This is a genomic window from Planococcus citreus (assembly GCF_003664125.1).
Taxonomy (GTDB): Bacteria; Bacillota; Bacilli; order Bacillales_A; family Planococcaceae; genus Planococcus; species Planococcus citreus.
Genome location: NZ_RCCP01000007.1, coordinates 38,142 through 56,936, shown reverse-complemented (window position 1 = coordinate 56,936; position 18,795 = coordinate 38,142). Strand labels below are relative to the sequence as shown.

The following is an 18,795-nucleotide window of genomic DNA, read 5'->3' as shown; positions in this document are numbered from 1 at the left end:
AATGAAACCAGTAACGAAAAATGACCGCTTGTCCGTCTACGTCGAAGATTTGACGCATGATGGTGCCGGCGTTGCCAAAGTGGATGGCTATCCGCTGTTCATCAAAGATGCATTGCCCGGGGAGACCGTCACGGTGCATGTATTGAAAACATTGAAATCTTACGGCTTTGCGAAACTCATCTCTATCGAAGAGAAATCCGCAGACCGCATCGATGCGCCGTGCCCGGTGTTTGAGATTTGCGGCGGCTGCCAATTGCAGCACCTGTCCTACGAAGGGCAATTGAAATACAAAGAGAAAGTCGTGCGCGATGCGATGGCGCGACTCGGCAAATTGCCGGACGTGCCGGTCCATCCGGTCAAAGGCATGGACAATCCGTGGCGCTACCGCAACAAATCGCAAATCCCGTTTGGCCTTGAGGACGGCCGAGTGGTCGCTGGTTTCTACCAGCCGCGCTCGCACCGTATTGCGGATACCGATATTTGCTTGATCCAGACACCAGAAGCGGATATTTTGATGGCGTCGCTCAAGCGCAATTTGGTAGATATGGGCATCGAACCGTATGAAGAAAAGACACCCCGTGGCATGCTGCGCCACGTGGTCCTACGCAAAGGGCGTGTGACGGGCGAATTGATGGTCGTGTTGGTGACGAAGAAGCAGAAATTCCCTCAAGCAGAACGTGCCGTGGAAGCGATCCGTGCGGCCTTGCCGGACGTGACATCGATCATGCAGAACGTTAACCCAGAAAAGACCAATGTCATTTTCGGGAATGAAACGATCAATCTATGGGGCAAAGACATCATCGAAGACCGGATCGGCGATGTGCGCTTCGAGATCTCTGCGCGTTCGTTCTATCAGGTCAACCCGGAACAGACGGAGGTGCTATACGGGCAGGCGCTAGATTACGCGGGGCTGACAGGAACGGAAACGGTGATCGATGCGTATTGCGGCATCGGCACGATTTCACTATTCCTTGCACAGCGCGCGAAATTCGTCATGGGTGTCGAGATCGTCCCGCAGGCGATTGAAGATGCCAAACGCAATGCCGATTTGAACGGCTTCACGAATACCTTATTTGAAGCAGGCCCCGCCGAAGAAGTCATTCCGCGCTGGTATAAAGATGGCAAAGAAGCCGATGTGCTTGTCGTCGACCCGCCGCGAAAAGGCTGTGACGAGGCGCTCCTTCAGACGATGCTCGAACAACAACCAGAGCGCATCGTTTACGTTTCCTGCAACCCGGCGACGCTGGCACGCGATTTGCGCATTTTGGAAGACGGCGGCTACCGGACGCAGGAAGTCCAGCCGGTCGATATGTTCCCGCAGACGACGCACGTTGAATGTGTCGCGTGGCTGACGAGAAGATAATTCTTTATTAGTTAATGGGATTAAATGTAAAAATCCACCCCTGATGACTGTTCTTTGAACAGCATTGGGGGTTTTTTTATGCAATAGGGGGTCAAAATGAAAATTTGTACTTTAGCAGGAAGGAATATTCTGCGCAGCAGGGAAGTAATCAATCATCATTGATGGAGTGCGGCTATGGAATTGCGGATGTTTCAACGAAGGAGGGAACGGTATGAAAATCGGCATTATCGTGCATTCCCAGACCGGGCATACCTTGCTTGTCGGGGAACGGATTCGTGAAAAATTACAAAGTGATGGCCATGAAGTTCGTTTAATGAGGATGCAAAATCTAGAGAACGAAGAAGCGAAAAATCCAACAGCTATACAATTGGATTCATTGCCGGAAACCAAAGGATATGACGCCTTGATTTTTGGCGCATGGGTGCAGGGCTTTACGCTATGTCCTGGATTTATGAAGTATGCGGAACAACTTCTGAATCTCGGCCAAGCGCCGGTATCTTGTTTTTTGACGCAGCAATTCCGCTATAAATGGATGGGCGGCAATAGGGCCATGTCCAAAATGACGACATCGCTTGAAACAAAGGGGGCAGTGGTCAAATCGACCGCCATCATCAATTGGTCCCATAAGAAAAGGGAACAGCAAATCGAGGAATTGGCGGAACGCTTCAGCAGCCAATACAAAGCGTAGGCAATGGCAAGAGAGCAGGCCAGGTAGCAAGAAAGGGAGTCGGAAATCATGTCAGACATCCACTTTAAACGGCTGGCGGATGACGCGCAGTCGCTGGAGCGGTTCAGGGAATTGAATGCTTTGTTTGCGGATGCCTTTGAGGAACAAGAAACGTATCTCGAAAACCCGCCGCCCGATGGCTATCTACTGTCTTTATTGGCAAAAGAGCATGTCCTCGTTTGTGTGGCATTGTCCGGCGGCGAACTTGCAGGCGGGCTTGTCGCATACGTACTGGATAAATTCGAGCAGCAGCGGAAGGAAGTATACATCTATGATTTGGCAGTGGCCAGCAAATACCGCAGGAGAAAAGTCGCGACCGGGCTGATCCGTTTTGTCCAGGCAGAAGCGCAAGAGTTGGGCGCATGGGTCGTTTTCGTGCAGGCGGATCCCGTGGACACGGCTGCTGTGAAACTATACAGTTCGCTTGGAACACGGGAAGATGTGTTTCATTTTGATTTCACCTTGGTCGAACGGAAATGACCACCACGTTCCGTGTCGGGCGTTAGGTGTTGAGGCAGGACAATGGATATTATATGTGGAAGTAGAGACCAGGAGTTTTCTGGAGGAGGAGTATGGATGTACGAACAAAAAACGAAAGAACACGAAGGCAGCGTCATTGAATTCATCGAGTCGGTCGAAAAGCCGTCAAAGAAAGAAGATGCCTACCGGCTGCTGGAAATTTTTGAACAAGCGACCGGCCATCCGGCGAAAATGTGGGGCGACAGTATCATCGGTTTCGGTTCCTATCATTATCGTTATGCGACCGGTCACGAAGGCGATGCACCACTCGCTGGATTTTCCCCGCGTAAAGCGAAAATCAGCTTATACCTGACAGGCTGTGCAGAAAAAGAGCCGGATGCGCTTGAGCGCCTGGGGAAATGCACTTCGGGCAAATCCTGCATCTACATCAATAAACTCAGCGATATCGATTCAGAAGTGCTAAAAGAATTGATCCAAAATGCAGCAGTGTATTTGCAAGAGCGCTATCCTGACAAAGGGTGAGTTGAAATTTGTCGAAACGAGGGCGGACCAAAAAATTATCGGCAGTTTTTCTTTTGGCAGGTTTTAGGCTGTGATCGTTTCGGGTATAGAAATAGTGATACTATCTGCAAGGAGAGAAGAAGCACGATGGAACACATACCCGAGTCAAAATTCGAAGACAAACGGTCAATGGTCATTGATGAGCTCGTTTCGAAGAATGTCTTCAAGATCAACGGCAGGCAGCTTTACGAACTGTCCTTATATGAACTGTTAAAGGAATATACCGATAAAAGCCTAAGCTCATGAGCTCAGGCTTTTTTAGATATCCATGGCCCTGTAAAAGGGTTAATTTTGCATCATGTGGGAGGAACAGTCATGCATCATCAAAAACTGGAAGACTACCGCAAAAACAAGCTCGACGAAATGACGATTGCCCAGTTGCAAAAAGAAATGGAAACGGGCAAGCTGACGTCAGAAGAACTTGTGCTAATGTATAAGGAAAACATTTCACTGCGTGACAAGAACACACGAGCCGTGCTTGAGATCAACCCGGACGCCTTGCTTATTGCCCAAGCGCTGGATTTCGAACGCAAGCATAAAGGGCCGCGCTCGAAACTGCACGGCATCCCTCTGCTCGTCAAAGACAATATGGACACCGGCGATAAAATGCATACAAGTGCCGGTTCACTCGCCATGGCCGACCATTACGCGCTGCGCGATGCGAAAGTGGTGGAAAAACTGCGTGCGGCGGGTGCGATCATTCTCGGAAAAACGAATATGACCGAGTGGGCGAATTTTATGAGCGATAAAATGACCAACGGCTATAGTTCGCGGGGCGGCCAAGTGAAAAACCCATTCGGCGCATTCGATGTCGGCGGGTCGAGTTCAGGATCGGCGGCCGGAGTGGCTTCGAATCTGGCTACGGCTGCGGTCGGGACGGAAACTTCCGGTTCGATCATCAACCCGGCAGCGCAGAACAGCCTCGTCGGCATTAAGCCGACGATCGGCCTCATCAGCCGCGCAGGGATCATTCCTTTATCGCATACGCAAGACACTGCCGGGCCGCTTGCGCGCACAGTGGAAGATGCGGTTACGGTGTTCGCGGCTTTGGTCGGCGTAGACCCGGATGACGAAATCACGCTGTTTGCCGAGCAGTTCAAGGGCTATGATTGGCAGCAGCATTTGAAACAAGAGGGGTTATCTGGAGTTGTATTCGGTGTGGACCGCCAATTGTTCACGGATATTACGGAACAGCAATCTGCCACATTCGAGCAGGCCATGGAGCAGCTGCGGGCATGCGGAGCCACCATCAAAGAAATCGATCTTGGCGCCGATCAGGAAGATCTTGGTTTTGCAGTGCTGCTCCACGAATTTAAATCAGACTTAAACGCCTATTTGGCGCGCTCGAATCCCGACCACCGAATCCGTTCAATGAGTGACATCATTTCATATAATGAAGAGCATGCGGAACAGATGTTGAAATTCGGCCAGAATCTATTGGAGCAGGCCAATGGCATGAGCGGAAACTTGACGGAGAGGGAATACGTTGAGGCGCTTGAACGCAACCGCTTCCTGGCGGCCGAACAGGGCATGAATAAGCGGCTCGGGCAAGTCGGGGCAGATGCACTTGTTCTGCCGCAGGATTTTGGCTGCAATATCGGTGCTGCTGCCGGGTTCCCTTCAATCACCGTGCCAGCCGGCTTGACGGAATCAGGCGAACCGTTCGGCATCACGTTTGCCGGACAGGCATTTGATGAACCGAAGCTGATTGAATATGCTTATGCGTTTGAGCAAGCGGCAGCGGGGCGGAGGCGCCCCTCATAAAAAAATCCCCTTCCTTGGATTTTCATCCGAGAAAGGGGATTTTTCATTTGATCTGGCGCCATACATGTTCCAAGAAAATCTGCAGTTCGGTATCGTCCGTGCTTTGACCTAAAGAAGTCAGCACACTATTGACGATCGCTTTACGCGGATTTGGAACTATAAGTTCATCGGCAAGAAATGCGATCATTTGCTGCAAGTCCGGATTTTTTTCAGCAGCGGCAAGTGCCTGCAATTGCTTTGAACTGTCGGCTAAAGTTGGCGACTGACCGTTTTGCTCTAGCAGGTGCTCGGATAAAAATCGCTTGCCGTCTTTTAATTGGGCCTGTACTGCTTGTTTCATGCGATGGACGATGTAGACGGTCAGTTCATCAAGCGGCAGATGCTGGCCAGTGCCGAGCCGCCAAACATGCATCAATTGCTGGAGCGCCCCGTTGGCCATCGCGGCATTTTCCAGTGCATAAGGACGCGCCTCTTCACCGAATATATCCACAATGCGGCTGCTCAGCCACTTGAGTTCCGCAATGTACTGGCTTTTCCCGAAAGCTTTCAATTCCTCATCTTGTGAATAGAAGATGCTTTCGTACAGGGAGAATAGGTTCTTCTCATGATTCATGCGGATGCGAATCGCCAATTGCCTGGCGAACAGGTCGGTGTCGGCCGGCGATTCCCCGAAAGCGGCGGCGATGCGTTGTGCGCGGATGTCTTCACTGATCGATTCCATCAAAGCGATCAGGCATTCCGATTTCGACGTGAAGTAATTATAAAAAGTTCCCTTGGAGATGCCGGCTTCGTCCAGAATGTCCTGAATAGATGAAGCGTTATAGCCCTTCTGGATGAATAAGCGATGGGCGGCATGGACGATTTGCTGTTTTTTAGGATTCATAATATCCCCTTTTTGGACTGATAGTATAGAAAAAGCATACCGTCAAAAGCTGATGAAATCAATGTTTCGAACTTATAGACTGTTCTCAGGACGTCTTTCTTGTAAAAAATATACCACGAGTATAAAATGTGTCAATAGAGTATAATCAGCCGAATTAAATCGGCGAGACGGAGGAAAGAAAGATGAAAGAAACAACGAAACCACCTTATGCAATCATCGCCATTTTGTTCACCGGGGCATTTGTAGCGATTTTCAATCAAACCCTTTTGAATATTGCACTCCCGGAAATCATGGTCGACTTATCTGTAGACGCTGCAACGGCCCAATGGCTCGTCACAGGTTATATGCTCGTCAACGGTATCCTGATTCCGGCGAGCGCTTATTTGATCCAGCGTTATTCCAACCGGGCCATCTTTATTGTCGCAATGTCCTTGTTCTCACTCGGGACATTGCTTGCGGGAGTTGCGCCGACATTTGCTGTCCTATTGATTGGCCGTATGGTCCAGGCGTCAGGCGCAGCACTCATGATGCCTTTATTGATGAATGTCATGCTCGCCGCGTTTCCCGTCGAAAAAAGAGGGCAGGCAATGGGCGTCTTCGGGATGGTCATGGTCGTAGCGCCGGCAATCGGCCCGACGCTTTCGGGCTTCATCGTCCAAACCTACTCGTGGAGAATCCTGTTCTTTATCGTATTGCCGGTCGCTTTGATTCCGTTACTTCTCGGGATTTTTAAATTGAAAAACCTGACCTTCCAAAACCGTGAGCTGTCGCTTGATCCGTTGTCTCTCGTGCTATCGAGCCTTGGGTTCGGCGGGTTGCTTTATGGATTCAGTTCGGCCGGCTCGCTCGGCTGGGAAAATCCGGCTGTTTATTTAACGATAGCGGTCGGCCTGTTGTCCTTAACAGCCTTTGCGTTCCGACAAATGAAGTTAAAAGAGCCGCTATTGGAACTGCGCGTCTATAAGCATCCGATGTTTGCATTGTCTTCGGTCATTTCAGTCACTTTGTCGATGGCAATGTTCTCGGCCATGATCCTCATGCCGATCTACATCCAGACTATTAAAGGCATCTCCCCGATTCAATCCGGTTTGATGATGCTGCCGGGGGCGCTCGTCATGGGGGTTATGTCTCCGATCACGGGCCGCATTTTTGACCGATATGGAGCTAAAGTGCTGGCATTGCCTGGTCTGGCTCTTGTGGTCATCACCACCTATTTGTTCAGTAATTTAACACTGGATACGGGTTACTATGAAATTATGGCCATCTATACATTGCGCATGTTCGGCATTTCGATGGTCATGATGCCGGTCATGACGAACGGGCTCAACCAATTGCCGATGAAATCCTATCCGCACGGAACGGCCATCAACAATACTTTGCAACAAGTTTCCGGCGCAATCGGTTCAGCGTTTCTTGTCACTTTGATGAATACGCGCACCGAATCGACGGCACAAGAACTGGTCGCTTCGGGGACAAGCGCGCAGGAAGCGACTATTCCTGCCATGCTCGAAGGCATTAACTTCTCCTTTACGGTGTCGACTTACATCGCACTCGCTGCGTTTCTGTTGGCGTTATTCATTAAAAAGCCCGACCAGAAAGCGACAGAAAGACAAAAAGAACGCGTCTATAAACAACGCTATGCAGATTGAAAAGAGGCGGCTCCTTCTAAAAAAGGAACCGCCTTTTCATTTGCCGAAAAAGGCGGCAAAGAGCCGGATATGGTACACTTAAGGCATCGAAAAGAAGGTGGAATGACACATGAATTTTATAGAAGAACTAAGTCCTGTCTGGCAGGATAAATGGAAACAAACCGGCTTTACCGAAGCGATGCCGATCCAGGAACAGATGATTCCGGAAATGCTCGCAGGAAACGACATCGTAGCGGAATCTCCGACCGGCTCGGGAAAAACGCTGGCTTACCTGTTGCCGATCTTGGAACGCGTCGATCCGAAAAAACCGAATACACAAGCGATGATCATTGCGCCGTCACAAGAGCTCGCGATGCAAATCGTCAACGTCTTGCGTGAATGGACAACGGGGACGGATGTCACTGTTACGCCGTTGATCGGCGGCGCGAATATTCAGCGCCAATTGGACAAGTTGAAGAAAAAACCGACGATTGTCGTCGGCACCCCGGGGCGCTTGAATGAATTGGTCAAGACCAAGAAACTCAAAATGCACGAGGTACGCATCATGGTTCTTGATGAAGGCGACCAATTGATGGCACGGGAACACCGCGGCATCATGAAGGACCTCATTGAAAGAACGCAGCAGGATCGCCAGCTCGTGTTGGTATCGGCGACCATTACAGAGGAAATCGAATTGGTGGCAGAGCGCCTGATGAAGCAGCCGACAAGATTGCAAGTATCGGCTGAACAGTTGCCGAAACAAGGAAAAGTGACGCATTCGTTCATTAAAGTCGATGAACGCGACAAGACCGACTTGCTTCGCAGCCTGTCGCATATGACAGGCGTAAAAGCACTTGCATTCGTCAACAATCTCGACCAAGTGTTGATGAAGGAAAGCAAATTGAAATTCCGCGACGCCAAAATCGCGACTTTGCATTCCGAAATGAAAAAAGAAGAACGCAAGAAAGCATTGGACGATTTCCGCAAAGGCGACACGGCGGTATTGATCGCAACCGAAGTGGCAGCGCGCGGGCTTGATATCGACCAATTGACGCATGTCATCCATGTCGATGCACCGATGACAGTCGAGCAATATTTGCACCGTTCCGGCAGAACCGGGCGCGCAGGGGCTGATGGGGAAGTATTGACGCTTCTGGCTTATGCCGATGAAAAGCATTATAAGAAATTGACGAAAGAATTGCCGAATAAGCCGGTGCAGAAAATCATGCATGGCGGCGAATTGGTGGAAGGCAATAGCAAAACCATGACAGCAAAGGGGAAAAAATGATGAGCTTTCAGGACAAGTTAGCGCAATATGCGGAATTGACTGTCCGTGTCGGCGTCAATGTCCAACCGGGGCAGGAGCTATTAATTGCGACGACGACGGATACCGTGGAATTCACGCGTTTGGTCGTCGAGAAAGCCTACGAAGCAGGGGCTAAGCAAGTCCATGTCGCGTTCACGGACCCGTCAGTTATACGGACGCATTACGAATTGGCACCGGACGCCGCGTTTCACGAATTTCCGGATTGGGTCGTCAAACAGCGCGACGCCATCATCGACCATAAAGGTGCATTCTTGTGGATCGATGCGGAAGACCCGGATTTGCTTACAGGCATTCCTGCAAAACGCTTAAGCGATGCGCAAAAATCCGCTGGAAAAGCATTGGAACGCTATCGCCAGGCTGTCGGATCCGATAAGATCGCTTGGTCGATCGTTGCGATCCCCTCTGAAAAATGGGCGCAAAAAGTGTTCCCGGACGAAGAGGATCAAATGGCCGCTCTGTGGCAAGCGATTTTCCAGACCGTGCGCATCGGAGACGGTGACGCAGTCGCGTTGTGGCAGGAACATATCGCCAACCTGGAACGGCGGGCGGCCGCATTGAACGAACGGCGCTACCGGAAATTGCATTACCGTGCGCCAGGAACCGATTTGACGATCGGCTTGCCAGATGGCCATATTTGGATGAGCGGCGCTTCCCGCACACCGGACCATGTGCCGTTCATCGCCAATATGCCGACTGAAGAAGTATATACCGTGCCGGCCAAACTGGAAGTTGAAGGCACCGTGCGCAATACGAAGCCGCTCGTTTACCAAGGCAATATCATCGATGGCTTCACGTTGCGCTTCGAAAACGGCCGTATTACAAAAGCTCAAGCAGAAATCGGCCAGGAACTATTGGATGAATTGCTTTCAGCCGACGAAGGCGCAGCATATCTCGGGGAAGTGGCGCTTGTGCCGGTGGAATCGCCGATATCGGCTTCCGGCATTTTGTTCTACAACACCTTGTTCGATGAAAATGCATCGAATCATTTGGCAATCGGCGATTCCTACCCGACTTGCCTCGAAGGCGGAAAAGACTTGGAACGCGATCAATTAAAGGATTACGGATTGAATACATCGATTGTCCATGAAGATTTCATGATCGGCTCGAGCGAGATGGACATCGACGGCATTACAGAAGACGGCAAGACCGAAGCGATTTTCCGAAAAGGAAATTGGGCATTCTAACGAGGTGAGCACATGAAAAAGACAATGAGTGCGGCAGCAGCTGGGCTATTGCTAATAGCAGGGAATACGGCATCTGCGGAGCCGCAAATTCCTGCCGCTTATGTGGCGATCGGCGATTCACTGGCGGCAGGCCAGACGCCGAACCGGTCAATCGACAGCGGTTATTCGGATTTGATTGCGCAGGAATTGACGCGCAACCAGCCGCTGGCGTTCTATTCAAAAGACTTGGCTTTCCCTGGATTCACCACAGGAGATGTCCTGGAAAGCATCGAGTCGGATGAAGCAAAAGAGCTGCTTGGCCAAGCGAACATTATCACGGTGTCTGCCGGAGCGAATGATTTGCTGCGCCTCGTGCAAGCGAATGCCGCTGAAGGGGCGTTGAGCTTTGAAGAGATCCAAGCGGATTACGCACTGAATGCGGCGCGTGAAAATGTCGAAACGATTCTTTCTGAACTGGAAGAGCTTGCGCCGTCAGCGGATATCTATGTAATGGGCTATTATTTTGCTTACCCGCATGCCCGTGACAGTCAAAAACAAGGCACGGCTGGGCAATTGGAGCAATTAAACGACATCCTCAAGCAGGAAGCAGAACAGGCGGGCGCGACATTTGTCGATGTAGCCGACCGTTTCGGTGAGGATGCCGTGGAACTCGTCCCGAATTCCGGAGACGTCCATCCGAACGTAGATGGCTATCAGGAGATGGCGAACGCATTCTTCGAGCAATACGGCGAAGGGTTTGAAGTGGAAGATGCAGAACTTCCGGAACCGGCGCCTGTAACGTTCGAAGAAATCCAGCAAATGCAAGAACAGGAAGAGCCGTCAGGTGAAGCGGATGAAGAAGAGGCCGATTCGGAAGATGTTTCAAGTGACGATTCTGCCACCAAGCCTTCTGAAGGCAAGGATCTGGATTATTTAGCGATTCGCCAGGCATTGCCGCTCATTTAAAAAGCTTAAGCAATATAAAAAGGCCGGAGAAAATGAATCATTTTCTCCGGCCTTTTATTGTTCAGCGGCTTTTTCGTGAGTCGCTGCGGTTACGTGCATCGTTTTCATTGTTTGCATTGTTCTTCTTGCGGTTGTTCATCACTTTACGGATGATCGGGTATGCAATCGGCCCGTATTTAATCGCAGATCTGACAAGTCTTCCAATAGCCATATTTATCGCTCCATTCATTTTTTCGTATTGAGGTTTAGTAGAGTTTTCCCGATTTCAGCCTTTTTTAAACCTCTGTTGGGGCATTGGCGTGTGCGATCAGAATATCCTTATAGGAATGGACACTTGAAATGGAGACGTATTCCGCGTTGCCATGCCAGTCGTCTCCGCTCGGCCCGAATTCGATGGCGCCTTGCCCGCCAATTTTCTCGGCGTAATAACGGGTGTCGGCAGCACCGTGCTGGCCGAACAATACCGGCTGTTCCGATAGCGTTGATTCGACGGCCTTCATCAAGGTCTGGATGTATGGATGGTCGTCCGTCGTCGTCAAGGCAGGGGTCGAACCGCTCGCCTTGTATTCCATATCGACATCGAGCGTGTTGGCCAGCTGTTCCATCTGGCGGACGATCTCGTCCTTGTCCTGTCCCGGCATGAAGCGGATATCGTAGGACATCTTACAGATTTCAGGCACTACATTATAACGATCGCCTGCATTGATAATCGGCAAGTTGACGGAAGGCTGCTCATAGTATTCCGTTGATTCTTTGCGGAACGGCAAATCGTTCATGCCGGCATGGAATTTCATCGCCGATTCGATGGCGTTAATGCCTTCCCATGGGCGCGATCCGTGAGCCGGTTTGCCTTTGAATGTCAAATCCATTCTCAGGATGCCTTTCGATTGCAAGCCGATCTTCAAATGGGTCGGTTCACCGCAAATGACGAAGTCGCCGTAATGGCCTTGGTCGACGAGCCATTTCGAAGTATTGCGTCCGCCAATCTCTTCATCGGTGACAATGTGCAAATGCACTTCACGCGGCAATGCAGAAGCGTCGAGTTCGACAAATGCCTGCATCATCGCAGCAACCCCGGCTTTCATGTCTGCCGACCCGCGGCCATATAGTTTGTCGCCTTCTTCGATTGGGGAAAATTGCTCTTTATGCCCGGGCACGACGTCGACATGGCCGTTCCAGATGATCTTTTCGGCGCCTTGCCCTTTAGCTGCTGTCAGCATGAGGTAGCCGTCGTTATCGTGTACTTCGACTTCTTCGCCTTTCGCCTTGAGCCAGGCAGAGCAGAACATCAGCGCTTCGTTCGCTCCTTCTTTCGTATCGCTTTCGATCTTGATCAAATCCTTCAATAAATCAATCATTGATCCGGCAGTTTTCAAACTGCCTCCACCACCTTCCACAAAGTTTGCTAGTTTCTATCTACCCTAATCCGTTTGGCTGAAACGGCCTTGCAAGCCAAGTATGCGTTGTGTACAATACACATAATAGCGGAATAATTGTATACACCACAAGGGGAGCTTTGGCTGAGAGTGAACGAGTAAGTTCTTACCCTTCGAACCTGTAAGTTAACACTTGCGCAGGGATGTGGATGGAAAACCGGCCCAAGCGGCGCCAGGATCTGTCCTGGCGCCGTTTTTTATATGGTTTTTTAAAAACGGCCCTTCTGGTGATGTGCAAATCCAAAAGGAGGCAGTTTGAATGAGGAATAAACGTGTATTGTTAATGGTCGAAATTGCAATTTTTGCAGCTCTCGGCTTTGTATTGGATTTTATCGCCTTTCGCATGCCGCAGGGGGGATCGGTCAGCCTGGTCATGATCCCGATCGTGCTGATGGCATTCCGCAGGGGCGTCGGAGCGGGTGTCATCACGGGGCTTTTAGTCGGCTTGCTGCAGATTGTCACGGGCTTTATCTCGGTAGCGCCGCTGTCGTTCGGCTTTGTGGTCATGCAAGTCATTTTGGATTATTTGCTGGCATATGGCGTCGTCGGTTTGGCCGGTATGATGCGCGGCCGTTACTTGGAAGCCGTGCGTGCGAGAAAGACCGGAAAAGTCATTGCCATGGTCGCACTTGGCGTATTGATCGGGTCATTTCTCCGTTATGTGATCCATGTCATTACGGGGATCCTATTCTTCGGCATGTTTGCGGAAGGCAATGTCTTCGTCTATTCAGCAGTCTATAACGCTACCTATATGATTCCCGTTGCGATCGTCGCAGCGATTGTGTGCTCTTTGTTGTTCATTACAGCGCCGCGTTTGACGCAGCCGGATTCATGATGAAAGCCGCCTTATCGATAGGCGGCTTTTTTTGTTGGATAGATCTATTAATCATACTAAGTTTGGGTATTTATGGGAGTTGAATGAACGGTAGGAGAGGCGAGAGCGGCTTATTCTATGTTATAATGCTCAAATAGAATAGTTTGAAAGAAGGGTCAGTATGATAGCGACTAATGAAAAAGATATTGAAGGTTTGAAAAAAGCCGGACAAATGGTGGCGGAAATCCGCGAAACGATGAAAGCGGCCGTGAAGCCCGGCATAACGACGAAAGAACTCGATGAACTGGGCGGACGCCTGTTCAAAGAATGGGGCGGCGTCTCTGCCCCGAAATCGGAATATGATTTCCCGGGCTATACATGCATCAGCGTCAACGAAGAAGTGGCGCACGGGATTCCAGGTAAGCGTGTCATCAACGACGGCGATATCGTCAATATTGACGTGTCTGGATCATACTGCGATTATTTCGCGGATACCGGCATTTCATTTGTGGTCGGAGAAGGGCACGAAGCAAAAGAAAAGCTTTGCCAAGCCGCGGAATCCGCATTCGAACGCGCCATGATGAAAGTGAAAGCCGGCGCCAAACTGAACCAGATCGGCAAGGCAGTCGAACGCGAAGCGAAAGACCAAGGCTTGTTTGTCATCAAGAACCTGACAGGGCACGGAGTTGGGAAATCGCTTCACGAAGCACCGCAATATATCCTTAATTATTACGATGCGTGGGAAACGACGATCTTGAAAGAAGGCATGGTGCTTGCAGTCGAGCCGTTTATTTCCCAAAAGGCTGAGCATATCATCGAATCAGGGGACGGCTGGACCTTTATCACGCCGGACCAATCGCTCGTCGCACAGATTGAACATACCGTACTCGTCACAAAAGGCGAGCCGATTTTGCTGACAAAACTCGAAAAATAAAATCAACAAATATAAAAAAACAACCATCAGCTGATGGTTGTTTTTTTATGGCGTCATACCTGTTTTTGCCGGCTTCTTCTTAATCAACAAGATACCGGTCAGTAAGACGCCGCTTAGGAATAAAGCTGCCGTGCTGACCAATAGTTCATCCATGCCGTGGCGTACAGCAATCGCGACGAACGCCCAGATGAAGACCAAAGTCAGCGGGATATCCGAATGATGGAAACGTATATGAAGCGCCAATGCGGTCGCCACGGTCAGCATGATGACCGTCCATAATTGATCGCTCAGCCCCCAGCCGCCCCAGCTGTAGAAAGTCAGGACATAGCTAATATTGGCGATGGTCGCGACACTAATCCAGCCCAGATTGACAGAGACCGGCAAACGTTCCGTAAAGCCCCGTTCGCCGTTTCCGTATTCCAAGTACAAAGCGATCAGCGACAATAGATAGGCAATCATTGCAGCGATCGACCAAATAAAGAACTCATAATGCCAGCAAAGCAGCCAGGCGATATTGAAAACAGCGCTCAAGATGAAATACAATGACACTTTTGCTGAAGGGTGCACTCCTTTTTTCAAGCGCAGCCAAAAGCCGATGATCCAGATAGCCAATAAAATATATATAACGGACCAGATGGAAAATGCATAACCGGCCGGCGTAAAGAGGACCGGCACACGGTCGGAGATTTCACCGGTAGTCTGACCGTTGATCGGCAGTATATTCGCCAAGGCATTCATGGTGACGACGGCGATAAATGCCAACGTCATCAGCAGTACGCGAATCATATGAAATCCCTCCTCAAATATCAGTATAAACTCGCCAGCCCGCACGACCAACAAGAAAGTGCAGGAAGTTTTTGAAAAATGGCGATATCGTGAAATGTACCAGGCAGTCGCCGTTCCCGTTCCGTGAAGGGAGATGTTATACTTATTAATGTATTTTGAAAATTCGTGACTGCAGGGGGAAAAAAGATGACGAATACATATCCGGAAGTCTGGGAGCTCGATAGCTTATTTTCAGGGGGAAGCGATTCAGCTGAATTGAGAACGCATCTGGAGGCAACAGGCAATAAACTGGCCGATTTTGAACAAGCTGCTGCTACATTTGATGTGCCAAACCGAACAGCCGACGCGCAGCTAGTAGCGGCGTTCTTGGAACAGACGAGTGATGTATCGGTAGACCTCCGCCAAGCCGGGGCGTTTATCGGCTGCTTGATGGCGCAAAACACCGAAGACAAAAAAGCGGCATTGCTGCAAAGTGAACACGCATTGCTACGGTCGCGTTTCCAAAGTGCTTTCTTGAAATTCAAGCAGGTCCTAATGGAGACGGACCCGAATGTCTGGTCAGAGCTGCTTTCGACTGAAGACTTGCAGGAATTTGCCTTCGTCTTGGACGAATGGCGCAAAGAAGCACAACGGCTATTATCTGAACAAGAGGAAGGGCTCATTACATCGCTCGGCATCGATGGTTATCACGCGTGGAGCGAATTATACGATTTGCTGATCGCTTCCGTATCGGTCCAAGTGGATGTTGACGGTGAAGACAAGACTTTGTCGGTTGGGCAGGCGAATAATTTAAGCTCCCACCAGGATGCAAGCGTACGGAAGGAAGCTTATGACAAGCTGGAAGCGGCATGGGGCGAAAAAGAAGAACTGTTTGCCAAAACCTTGAACTCACTCGCAGGATTCCGGCTGCAAATGTATAAAAAACGCGGCGTCGACAATGTGCTAGAAGAGCCGTTGCAGATGAACCGCATGAAACAGGAAACCTTGGACGTCATGTGGCAAGCCATCAGCGAACATAAACAGCCATTTGCGGATTACTTGGCGCGCAAGGCGCAACTGCTCGGTAAAGAAAAGCTCGCCTGGTACGATGTCGACGCGCCGGTCGTGGAAAACTCCCAGTCGTTCGACTACGAACAAGGGTCGGAGTTCATCATCCGCCATTTCGGGAAATTCGGCCCGGAATTGGAGAAATTCTCCCGCCACGCGCTGGAAAACGGCTGGGTGGAAGCGGAAGACCGCGCGCATAAGATGCCGGGGGGCTTTTGCACATCGCTTCCGAAAAGCGGCGAATCGCGCATCTTCATGACCTATAGCGGATCGATGTCCAATGTCGCGACATTGGCCCACGAATTGGGGCATGCCTTCCATACGCATGCACTGCAACCGATGCATGACTTGAACCGCAGCTATGCGATGAACGTCGCCGAAACGGCGTCGACATTCGCAGAAATGATCGTAGCGGACGCAGCGGTCAAGAACGCTGTGACCAAAGAAGAGAAAATCTCGTTGCTGGAAGACAAGATTCAGCGCAGTGTGGCATTTTTCATGAACATCCATGCCCGCTTCCTGTTCGAGACCAGATTCTATGAAGAACGCAAGAATGGCGTAGTTCCGGCAAGCCGCTTGAACGAATTGATGGAACAGGCCCAAGAGGAAGCGTTTGCCGGCAGTTTATCGGAAGGGCATCCACATTTCTGGGCATCGAAATTGCATTTCTATATCACCGATGTGCCGTTCTATAATTTCCCGTATACATTCGGTTACTTGTTCTCGCTCAGCGTGTACGCGAAAGCGCTCGAAGAGGGACAAGGGTTCGAAGAGAAATATATGGCCTTGCTCCGGGATACGGCGGTTATGAGTACTGAACAATTGGCGATGAAGCATCTCGGAGAAGATATCACCGAAAAAGGGTTCTGGGAAAAAGGCATTGCCTTGTGTACAAAAGATGTTGAGGAATTCATCAAATTGACTGCAGAAGAGGGATAAGATGAATCTGCTTTTTGAAGGGAAAACGTGTTATCTGCGCACACTCACCGTAGAAGATGCTGAAGACATGGTGCGGATCCTGGTGAAAAACCGCGATTATTGGGCGATTTATGAGCCGAGGCATCGCGATAGTTATTTCACGATCGCCGTACAGCGCGAGAAAATCCGTGAATCGATCTACCAAGCGAGAGAAAACCGGGAATACAGTTTTGGGATTTTCTCACACGACAACAATCAGCTGATTGGCCATATTTCCATATACAGCATCAAGCGCTTGCCGTTCCTCAGCGCTTTGGTCGGCTACTCGATGGACGAAGAGTTTATCGGCCGCGGCATTGCGAGTGAAGCCGTCCGCTTGATCACGGCTTTCGGATTTGAGCAATTGCGCCTCCACCGCGTGGAAGCGTACGTTGCCCCGGATAACATCGGCTCGCTGCGCGTGCTCGAAAAAGCGGGATTTGAAAAAGAAGGCTTGCTCAAGCAATTCCTGTTCATCAATGGGGAATGGAAAGACCATTATTATTACGCATTGCTCGAACAGGATTTTTGAAAGGGCAAGGCCGCCTATCTGAGATGGTGGAAGGATATGCGGAGATGGTTTGAAAGATAATGAAGGGAGAGGGTGCTATATGGATCCCCAGAAATTATTTGCCTATCACCAATGGGCCAGCCAAAAGGTACTGCAATTGGTGGAAGACTCAGGCGAAGAGTATTACACAAAAACAGGTGAAAATTCATTTCCATCGATTCGTGAAACGGTCGCCCATGTCATTGGCGTCGAAAAGATGTGGTTCAAGCGGATGAATGGGGTCAAGAGCCCGGAATTTGAACATTTCGATGTCGACACGATCGAGAAAGCGAAAAATGCCTTGCTCTTGCTTCATGCGGAGATGGAATTGTATTTCGCCTCACTATCAGAAGAAAGCTGGCAAGAAGAGCTGGATTACCGCAATATGAAAGGCGACGACTTCCGCCACAGCCGCGAAGAAATGCTTTTCACCGTCGTCAACCACGCGAGCTACCACCGCGGGCAGATCACTTCCTTATTGCGCCAATTCGGCAAAGCCGGAATCCCGCTCGATTATATTTATTTCCAAAAAGAAAACCGCTGAGATTTCTCAGCGGTTTTCGCAGGCTGTCGAGAAAGGTAAGAAATCGTATTTTCCGAAGCTTATCGCTCGCTTTCCGTGGGCTCGCGCCCAAGCCTCCTCAGTCGCTTCGCGCCTTGCGGGGTCTCGGTCGTCTCGCTGATCCACTGGAGTCGAGCGAACGCTTCTCCAAATACTTAGAGAAATCATTGATTTTTGAATGTAGAAAAAAAGATTCCATTCTAATTCGTAATAGATTAATAGACTTCTTCAACACTCTGAAAAAAACCGCTGAGATTTCTCAGCGGTTTTCGTCTTTATTGCCGTCGATGACGACATCGAGTTTTCCGGTTTTAGGGTCGATGACAAGACCGTGGACGGGAACCGTTTTATCCATCAATGGGTGATGGCGGACCATGTCGACGCTGTGGCGCACGCTATCCGTTACGTTGTCGAAGCCTTGCAGCCATTCGTCGAGGTTGACACCTGAGAATTTCATCTGTTCGATCGTACTCTCTTCAACGCCGCGGGCTTTCATCTTTTCGATGATGCCTTCCGGTTTCACTTTGGCCATACCGCAGTCGTGGTGCCCGATAATATAAATCTCGTCGGCATTCAATTCGTATACTGCCACGAACAAGCTGCGCATGATGCCGCCAAACGGATGGTTGATGACAGCACCGGCACTTTTGACGATTTTCACGTCACCGTTCTTGAAGTTCATCGCTTTTGGCAATAGTTCAAGCAGGCGGGTATCCATGCAAGTCAAGATGACGATCCGCTTATCCGGGAGATTGGTGGTGATGAATTCCTCATAGTGTTTTTCTTCTACAAATTTTTCGTTGTAATCCAAAATCTCATTCAATAAAGACATCGTTTTTCCTCCTTG

General features: G+C 50.0%; 20 protein-coding genes and 1 riboswitch. Of the genes, 15 read left to right on the top strand and 5 right to left on the bottom strand.

Features of this window, described 5'->3' with window-relative positions; translation table 11 throughout:
• The first annotated feature begins 1 nt into the window (after nt 1).
• From rlmD to DFR62_RS15810, 6 genes are all read left to right on the top strand, one after another.
• A complete protein-coding gene (rlmD, locus tag DFR62_RS15835; protein WP_121301246.1) occupies nt 2–1,363 on the top strand; it encodes a 23S rRNA (uracil(1939)-C(5))-methyltransferase RlmD in 1,362 nt (453 codons plus the stop codon).
• Nucleotides 1,364–1,574: 211 nt separating this feature from the next.
• On the top strand, nt 1,575–2,051 hold the full coding sequence (locus tag DFR62_RS15830; RefSeq protein WP_121301245.1) for a flavodoxin family protein: 477 nt from the start codon (nt 1,575–1,577) through the stop codon (nt 2,049–2,051).
• Nucleotides 2,052–2,099: 48 nt separating this feature from the next.
• Complete coding sequence (locus DFR62_RS15825; protein ID WP_121301244.1) at nt 2,100–2,570, top strand: GNAT family N-acetyltransferase; 471 nt, start codon at nt 2,100–2,102, stop codon at nt 2,568–2,570.
• Nucleotides 2,571–2,666: 96 nt separating this feature from the next.
• Nucleotides 2,667–3,092: a DUF1801 domain-containing protein gene (locus DFR62_RS15820; protein WP_121301243.1), complete on the top strand. Its 426-nt coding sequence runs from the start codon at nt 2,667–2,669 to the stop codon at nt 3,090–3,092.
• Between the two features lie 126 nt (nt 3,093–3,218).
• Nucleotides 3,219–3,377, top strand: coding sequence for a Fur-regulated basic protein FbpA (gene fbpA / locus DFR62_RS15815; protein WP_083509116.1), 159 nt, complete (start codon nt 3,219–3,221; stop codon nt 3,375–3,377).
• Nucleotides 3,378–3,446: 69 nt separating this feature from the next.
• Nucleotides 3,447–4,895 (top strand): amidase family protein, encoded by a 1,449-nt coding sequence (locus DFR62_RS15810; protein WP_121301242.1) that lies wholly within the window; start codon nt 3,447–3,449, stop codon nt 4,893–4,895.
• A 43-nt stretch (nt 4,896–4,938) separates the two neighbouring features.
• Here DFR62_RS15810 and DFR62_RS15805 read toward each other — a convergent pair whose 3' ends face one another.
• Nucleotides 4,939–5,778 carry a TetR/AcrR family transcriptional regulator gene (locus tag DFR62_RS15805; protein WP_121301241.1) on the bottom strand — a complete coding sequence of 280 codons (840 nt, stop codon included), beginning with the start codon at nt 5,776–5,778 and terminating at the stop codon, nt 4,939–4,941.
• A gap of 182 nt (nt 5,779–5,960) precedes the next feature.
• Between DFR62_RS15805 and DFR62_RS15800 the strand changes: the two genes are divergently transcribed.
• The 4 genes from DFR62_RS15800 (at nt 5,961) to DFR62_RS15785 (ending at nt 10,862) form a co-directional block, all read left to right on the top strand.
• Nucleotides 5,961–7,427 (top strand): DHA2 family efflux MFS transporter permease subunit, encoded by a 1,467-nt coding sequence (locus tag DFR62_RS15800; protein WP_121301240.1) that lies wholly within the window; start codon nt 5,961–5,963, stop codon nt 7,425–7,427.
• A 109-nt stretch (nt 7,428–7,536) separates the two neighbouring features.
• Entirely contained in the window at nt 7,537–8,694 is a 1,158-nt protein-coding gene (locus DFR62_RS15795; RefSeq protein ID WP_121301239.1) for a DEAD/DEAH box helicase, read from the top strand.
• Nucleotides 8,694–9,917 (top strand): aminopeptidase, encoded by a 1,224-nt coding sequence (locus tag DFR62_RS15790; protein ID WP_121301238.1) that lies wholly within the window; start codon nt 8,694–8,696, stop codon nt 9,915–9,917. Before DFR62_RS15795 ends, DFR62_RS15790 begins: the two co-directional genes overlap by 1 nt.
• Nucleotides 9,918–9,929: 12 nt before the next feature.
• Nucleotides 9,930–10,862: an SGNH/GDSL hydrolase family protein gene (locus DFR62_RS15785; RefSeq protein ID WP_121301237.1), complete on the top strand. Its 933-nt coding sequence runs from the start codon at nt 9,930–9,932 to the stop codon at nt 10,860–10,862.
• Nucleotides 10,863–10,923: 61 nt separating this feature from the next.
• Here DFR62_RS15785 and DFR62_RS17450 read toward each other — a convergent pair whose 3' ends face one another.
• Together DFR62_RS17450 and DFR62_RS15780 are read right to left on the bottom strand one after the other, a co-directional pair.
• Entirely contained in the window at nt 10,924–11,073 is a 150-nt protein-coding gene (locus tag DFR62_RS17450) for a hypothetical protein (RefSeq protein ID WP_167456542.1), read from the bottom strand.
• A gap of 64 nt (nt 11,074–11,137) precedes the next feature.
• Complete coding sequence (locus DFR62_RS15780; protein ID WP_121301236.1) at nt 11,138–12,220, bottom strand: M20 family metallopeptidase; 1,083 nt, start codon at nt 12,218–12,220, stop codon at nt 11,138–11,140.
• A 139-nt stretch (nt 12,221–12,359) separates the two neighbouring features.
• Nucleotides 12,360–12,459: riboswitch (TPP riboswitch) on the top strand.
• A gap of 98 nt (nt 12,460–12,557) precedes the next feature.
• On the opposite strand from DFR62_RS15780, the gene thiT reads away from it, so the two are divergent.
• Nucleotides 12,558–13,133 (top strand): energy-coupled thiamine transporter ThiT, encoded by a 576-nt coding sequence (thiT, locus tag DFR62_RS15775; RefSeq protein ID WP_121301235.1) that lies wholly within the window; start codon nt 12,558–12,560, stop codon nt 13,131–13,133.
• Nucleotides 13,134–13,293: 160 nt separating this feature from the next.
• Nucleotides 13,294–14,046: a type I methionyl aminopeptidase gene (map, locus tag DFR62_RS15770; protein WP_121301234.1), complete on the top strand. Its 753-nt coding sequence runs from the start codon at nt 13,294–13,296 to the stop codon at nt 14,044–14,046.
• 45 nt (nt 14,047–14,091) lie between these two features.
• Here the strand turns inward: map and DFR62_RS15765 are convergent, their stop codons facing one another.
• Complete coding sequence (locus tag DFR62_RS15765; protein WP_121301233.1) at nt 14,092–14,832, bottom strand: tryptophan-rich sensory protein; 741 nt, start codon at nt 14,830–14,832, stop codon at nt 14,092–14,094.
• Between the two features lie 186 nt (nt 14,833–15,018).
• Between DFR62_RS15765 and DFR62_RS15760 the strand changes: the two genes are divergently transcribed.
• The 3 genes from DFR62_RS15760 to DFR62_RS15750 all read left to right on the top strand — a co-directional run bounded on the left by DFR62_RS15760 (nt 15,019) and on the right by DFR62_RS15750 (nt 17,930).
• Entirely contained in the window at nt 15,019–16,818 is a 1,800-nt protein-coding gene (locus DFR62_RS15760) for a M3 family oligoendopeptidase (protein WP_121301232.1), read from the top strand.
• Between the two features lies 1 nt (nt 16,819).
• Nucleotides 16,820–17,368: a GNAT family N-acetyltransferase gene (locus tag DFR62_RS15755; protein WP_121301231.1), complete on the top strand. Its 549-nt coding sequence runs from the start codon at nt 16,820–16,822 to the stop codon at nt 17,366–17,368.
• A 79-nt stretch (nt 17,369–17,447) separates the two neighbouring features.
• On the top strand, nt 17,448–17,930 hold the full coding sequence (locus DFR62_RS15750) for a DinB family protein (protein WP_121301230.1): 483 nt from the start codon (nt 17,448–17,450) through the stop codon (nt 17,928–17,930).
• A gap of 277 nt (nt 17,931–18,207) precedes the next feature.
• Here the strand turns inward: DFR62_RS15750 and DFR62_RS15745 are convergent, their stop codons facing one another.
• A complete protein-coding gene (locus DFR62_RS15745) occupies nt 18,208–18,780 on the bottom strand; it encodes a beta-class carbonic anhydrase (protein ID WP_058381371.1) in 573 nt (190 codons plus the stop codon).
• Between the last annotated feature and the right edge of the window lie 15 nt (nt 18,781–18,795).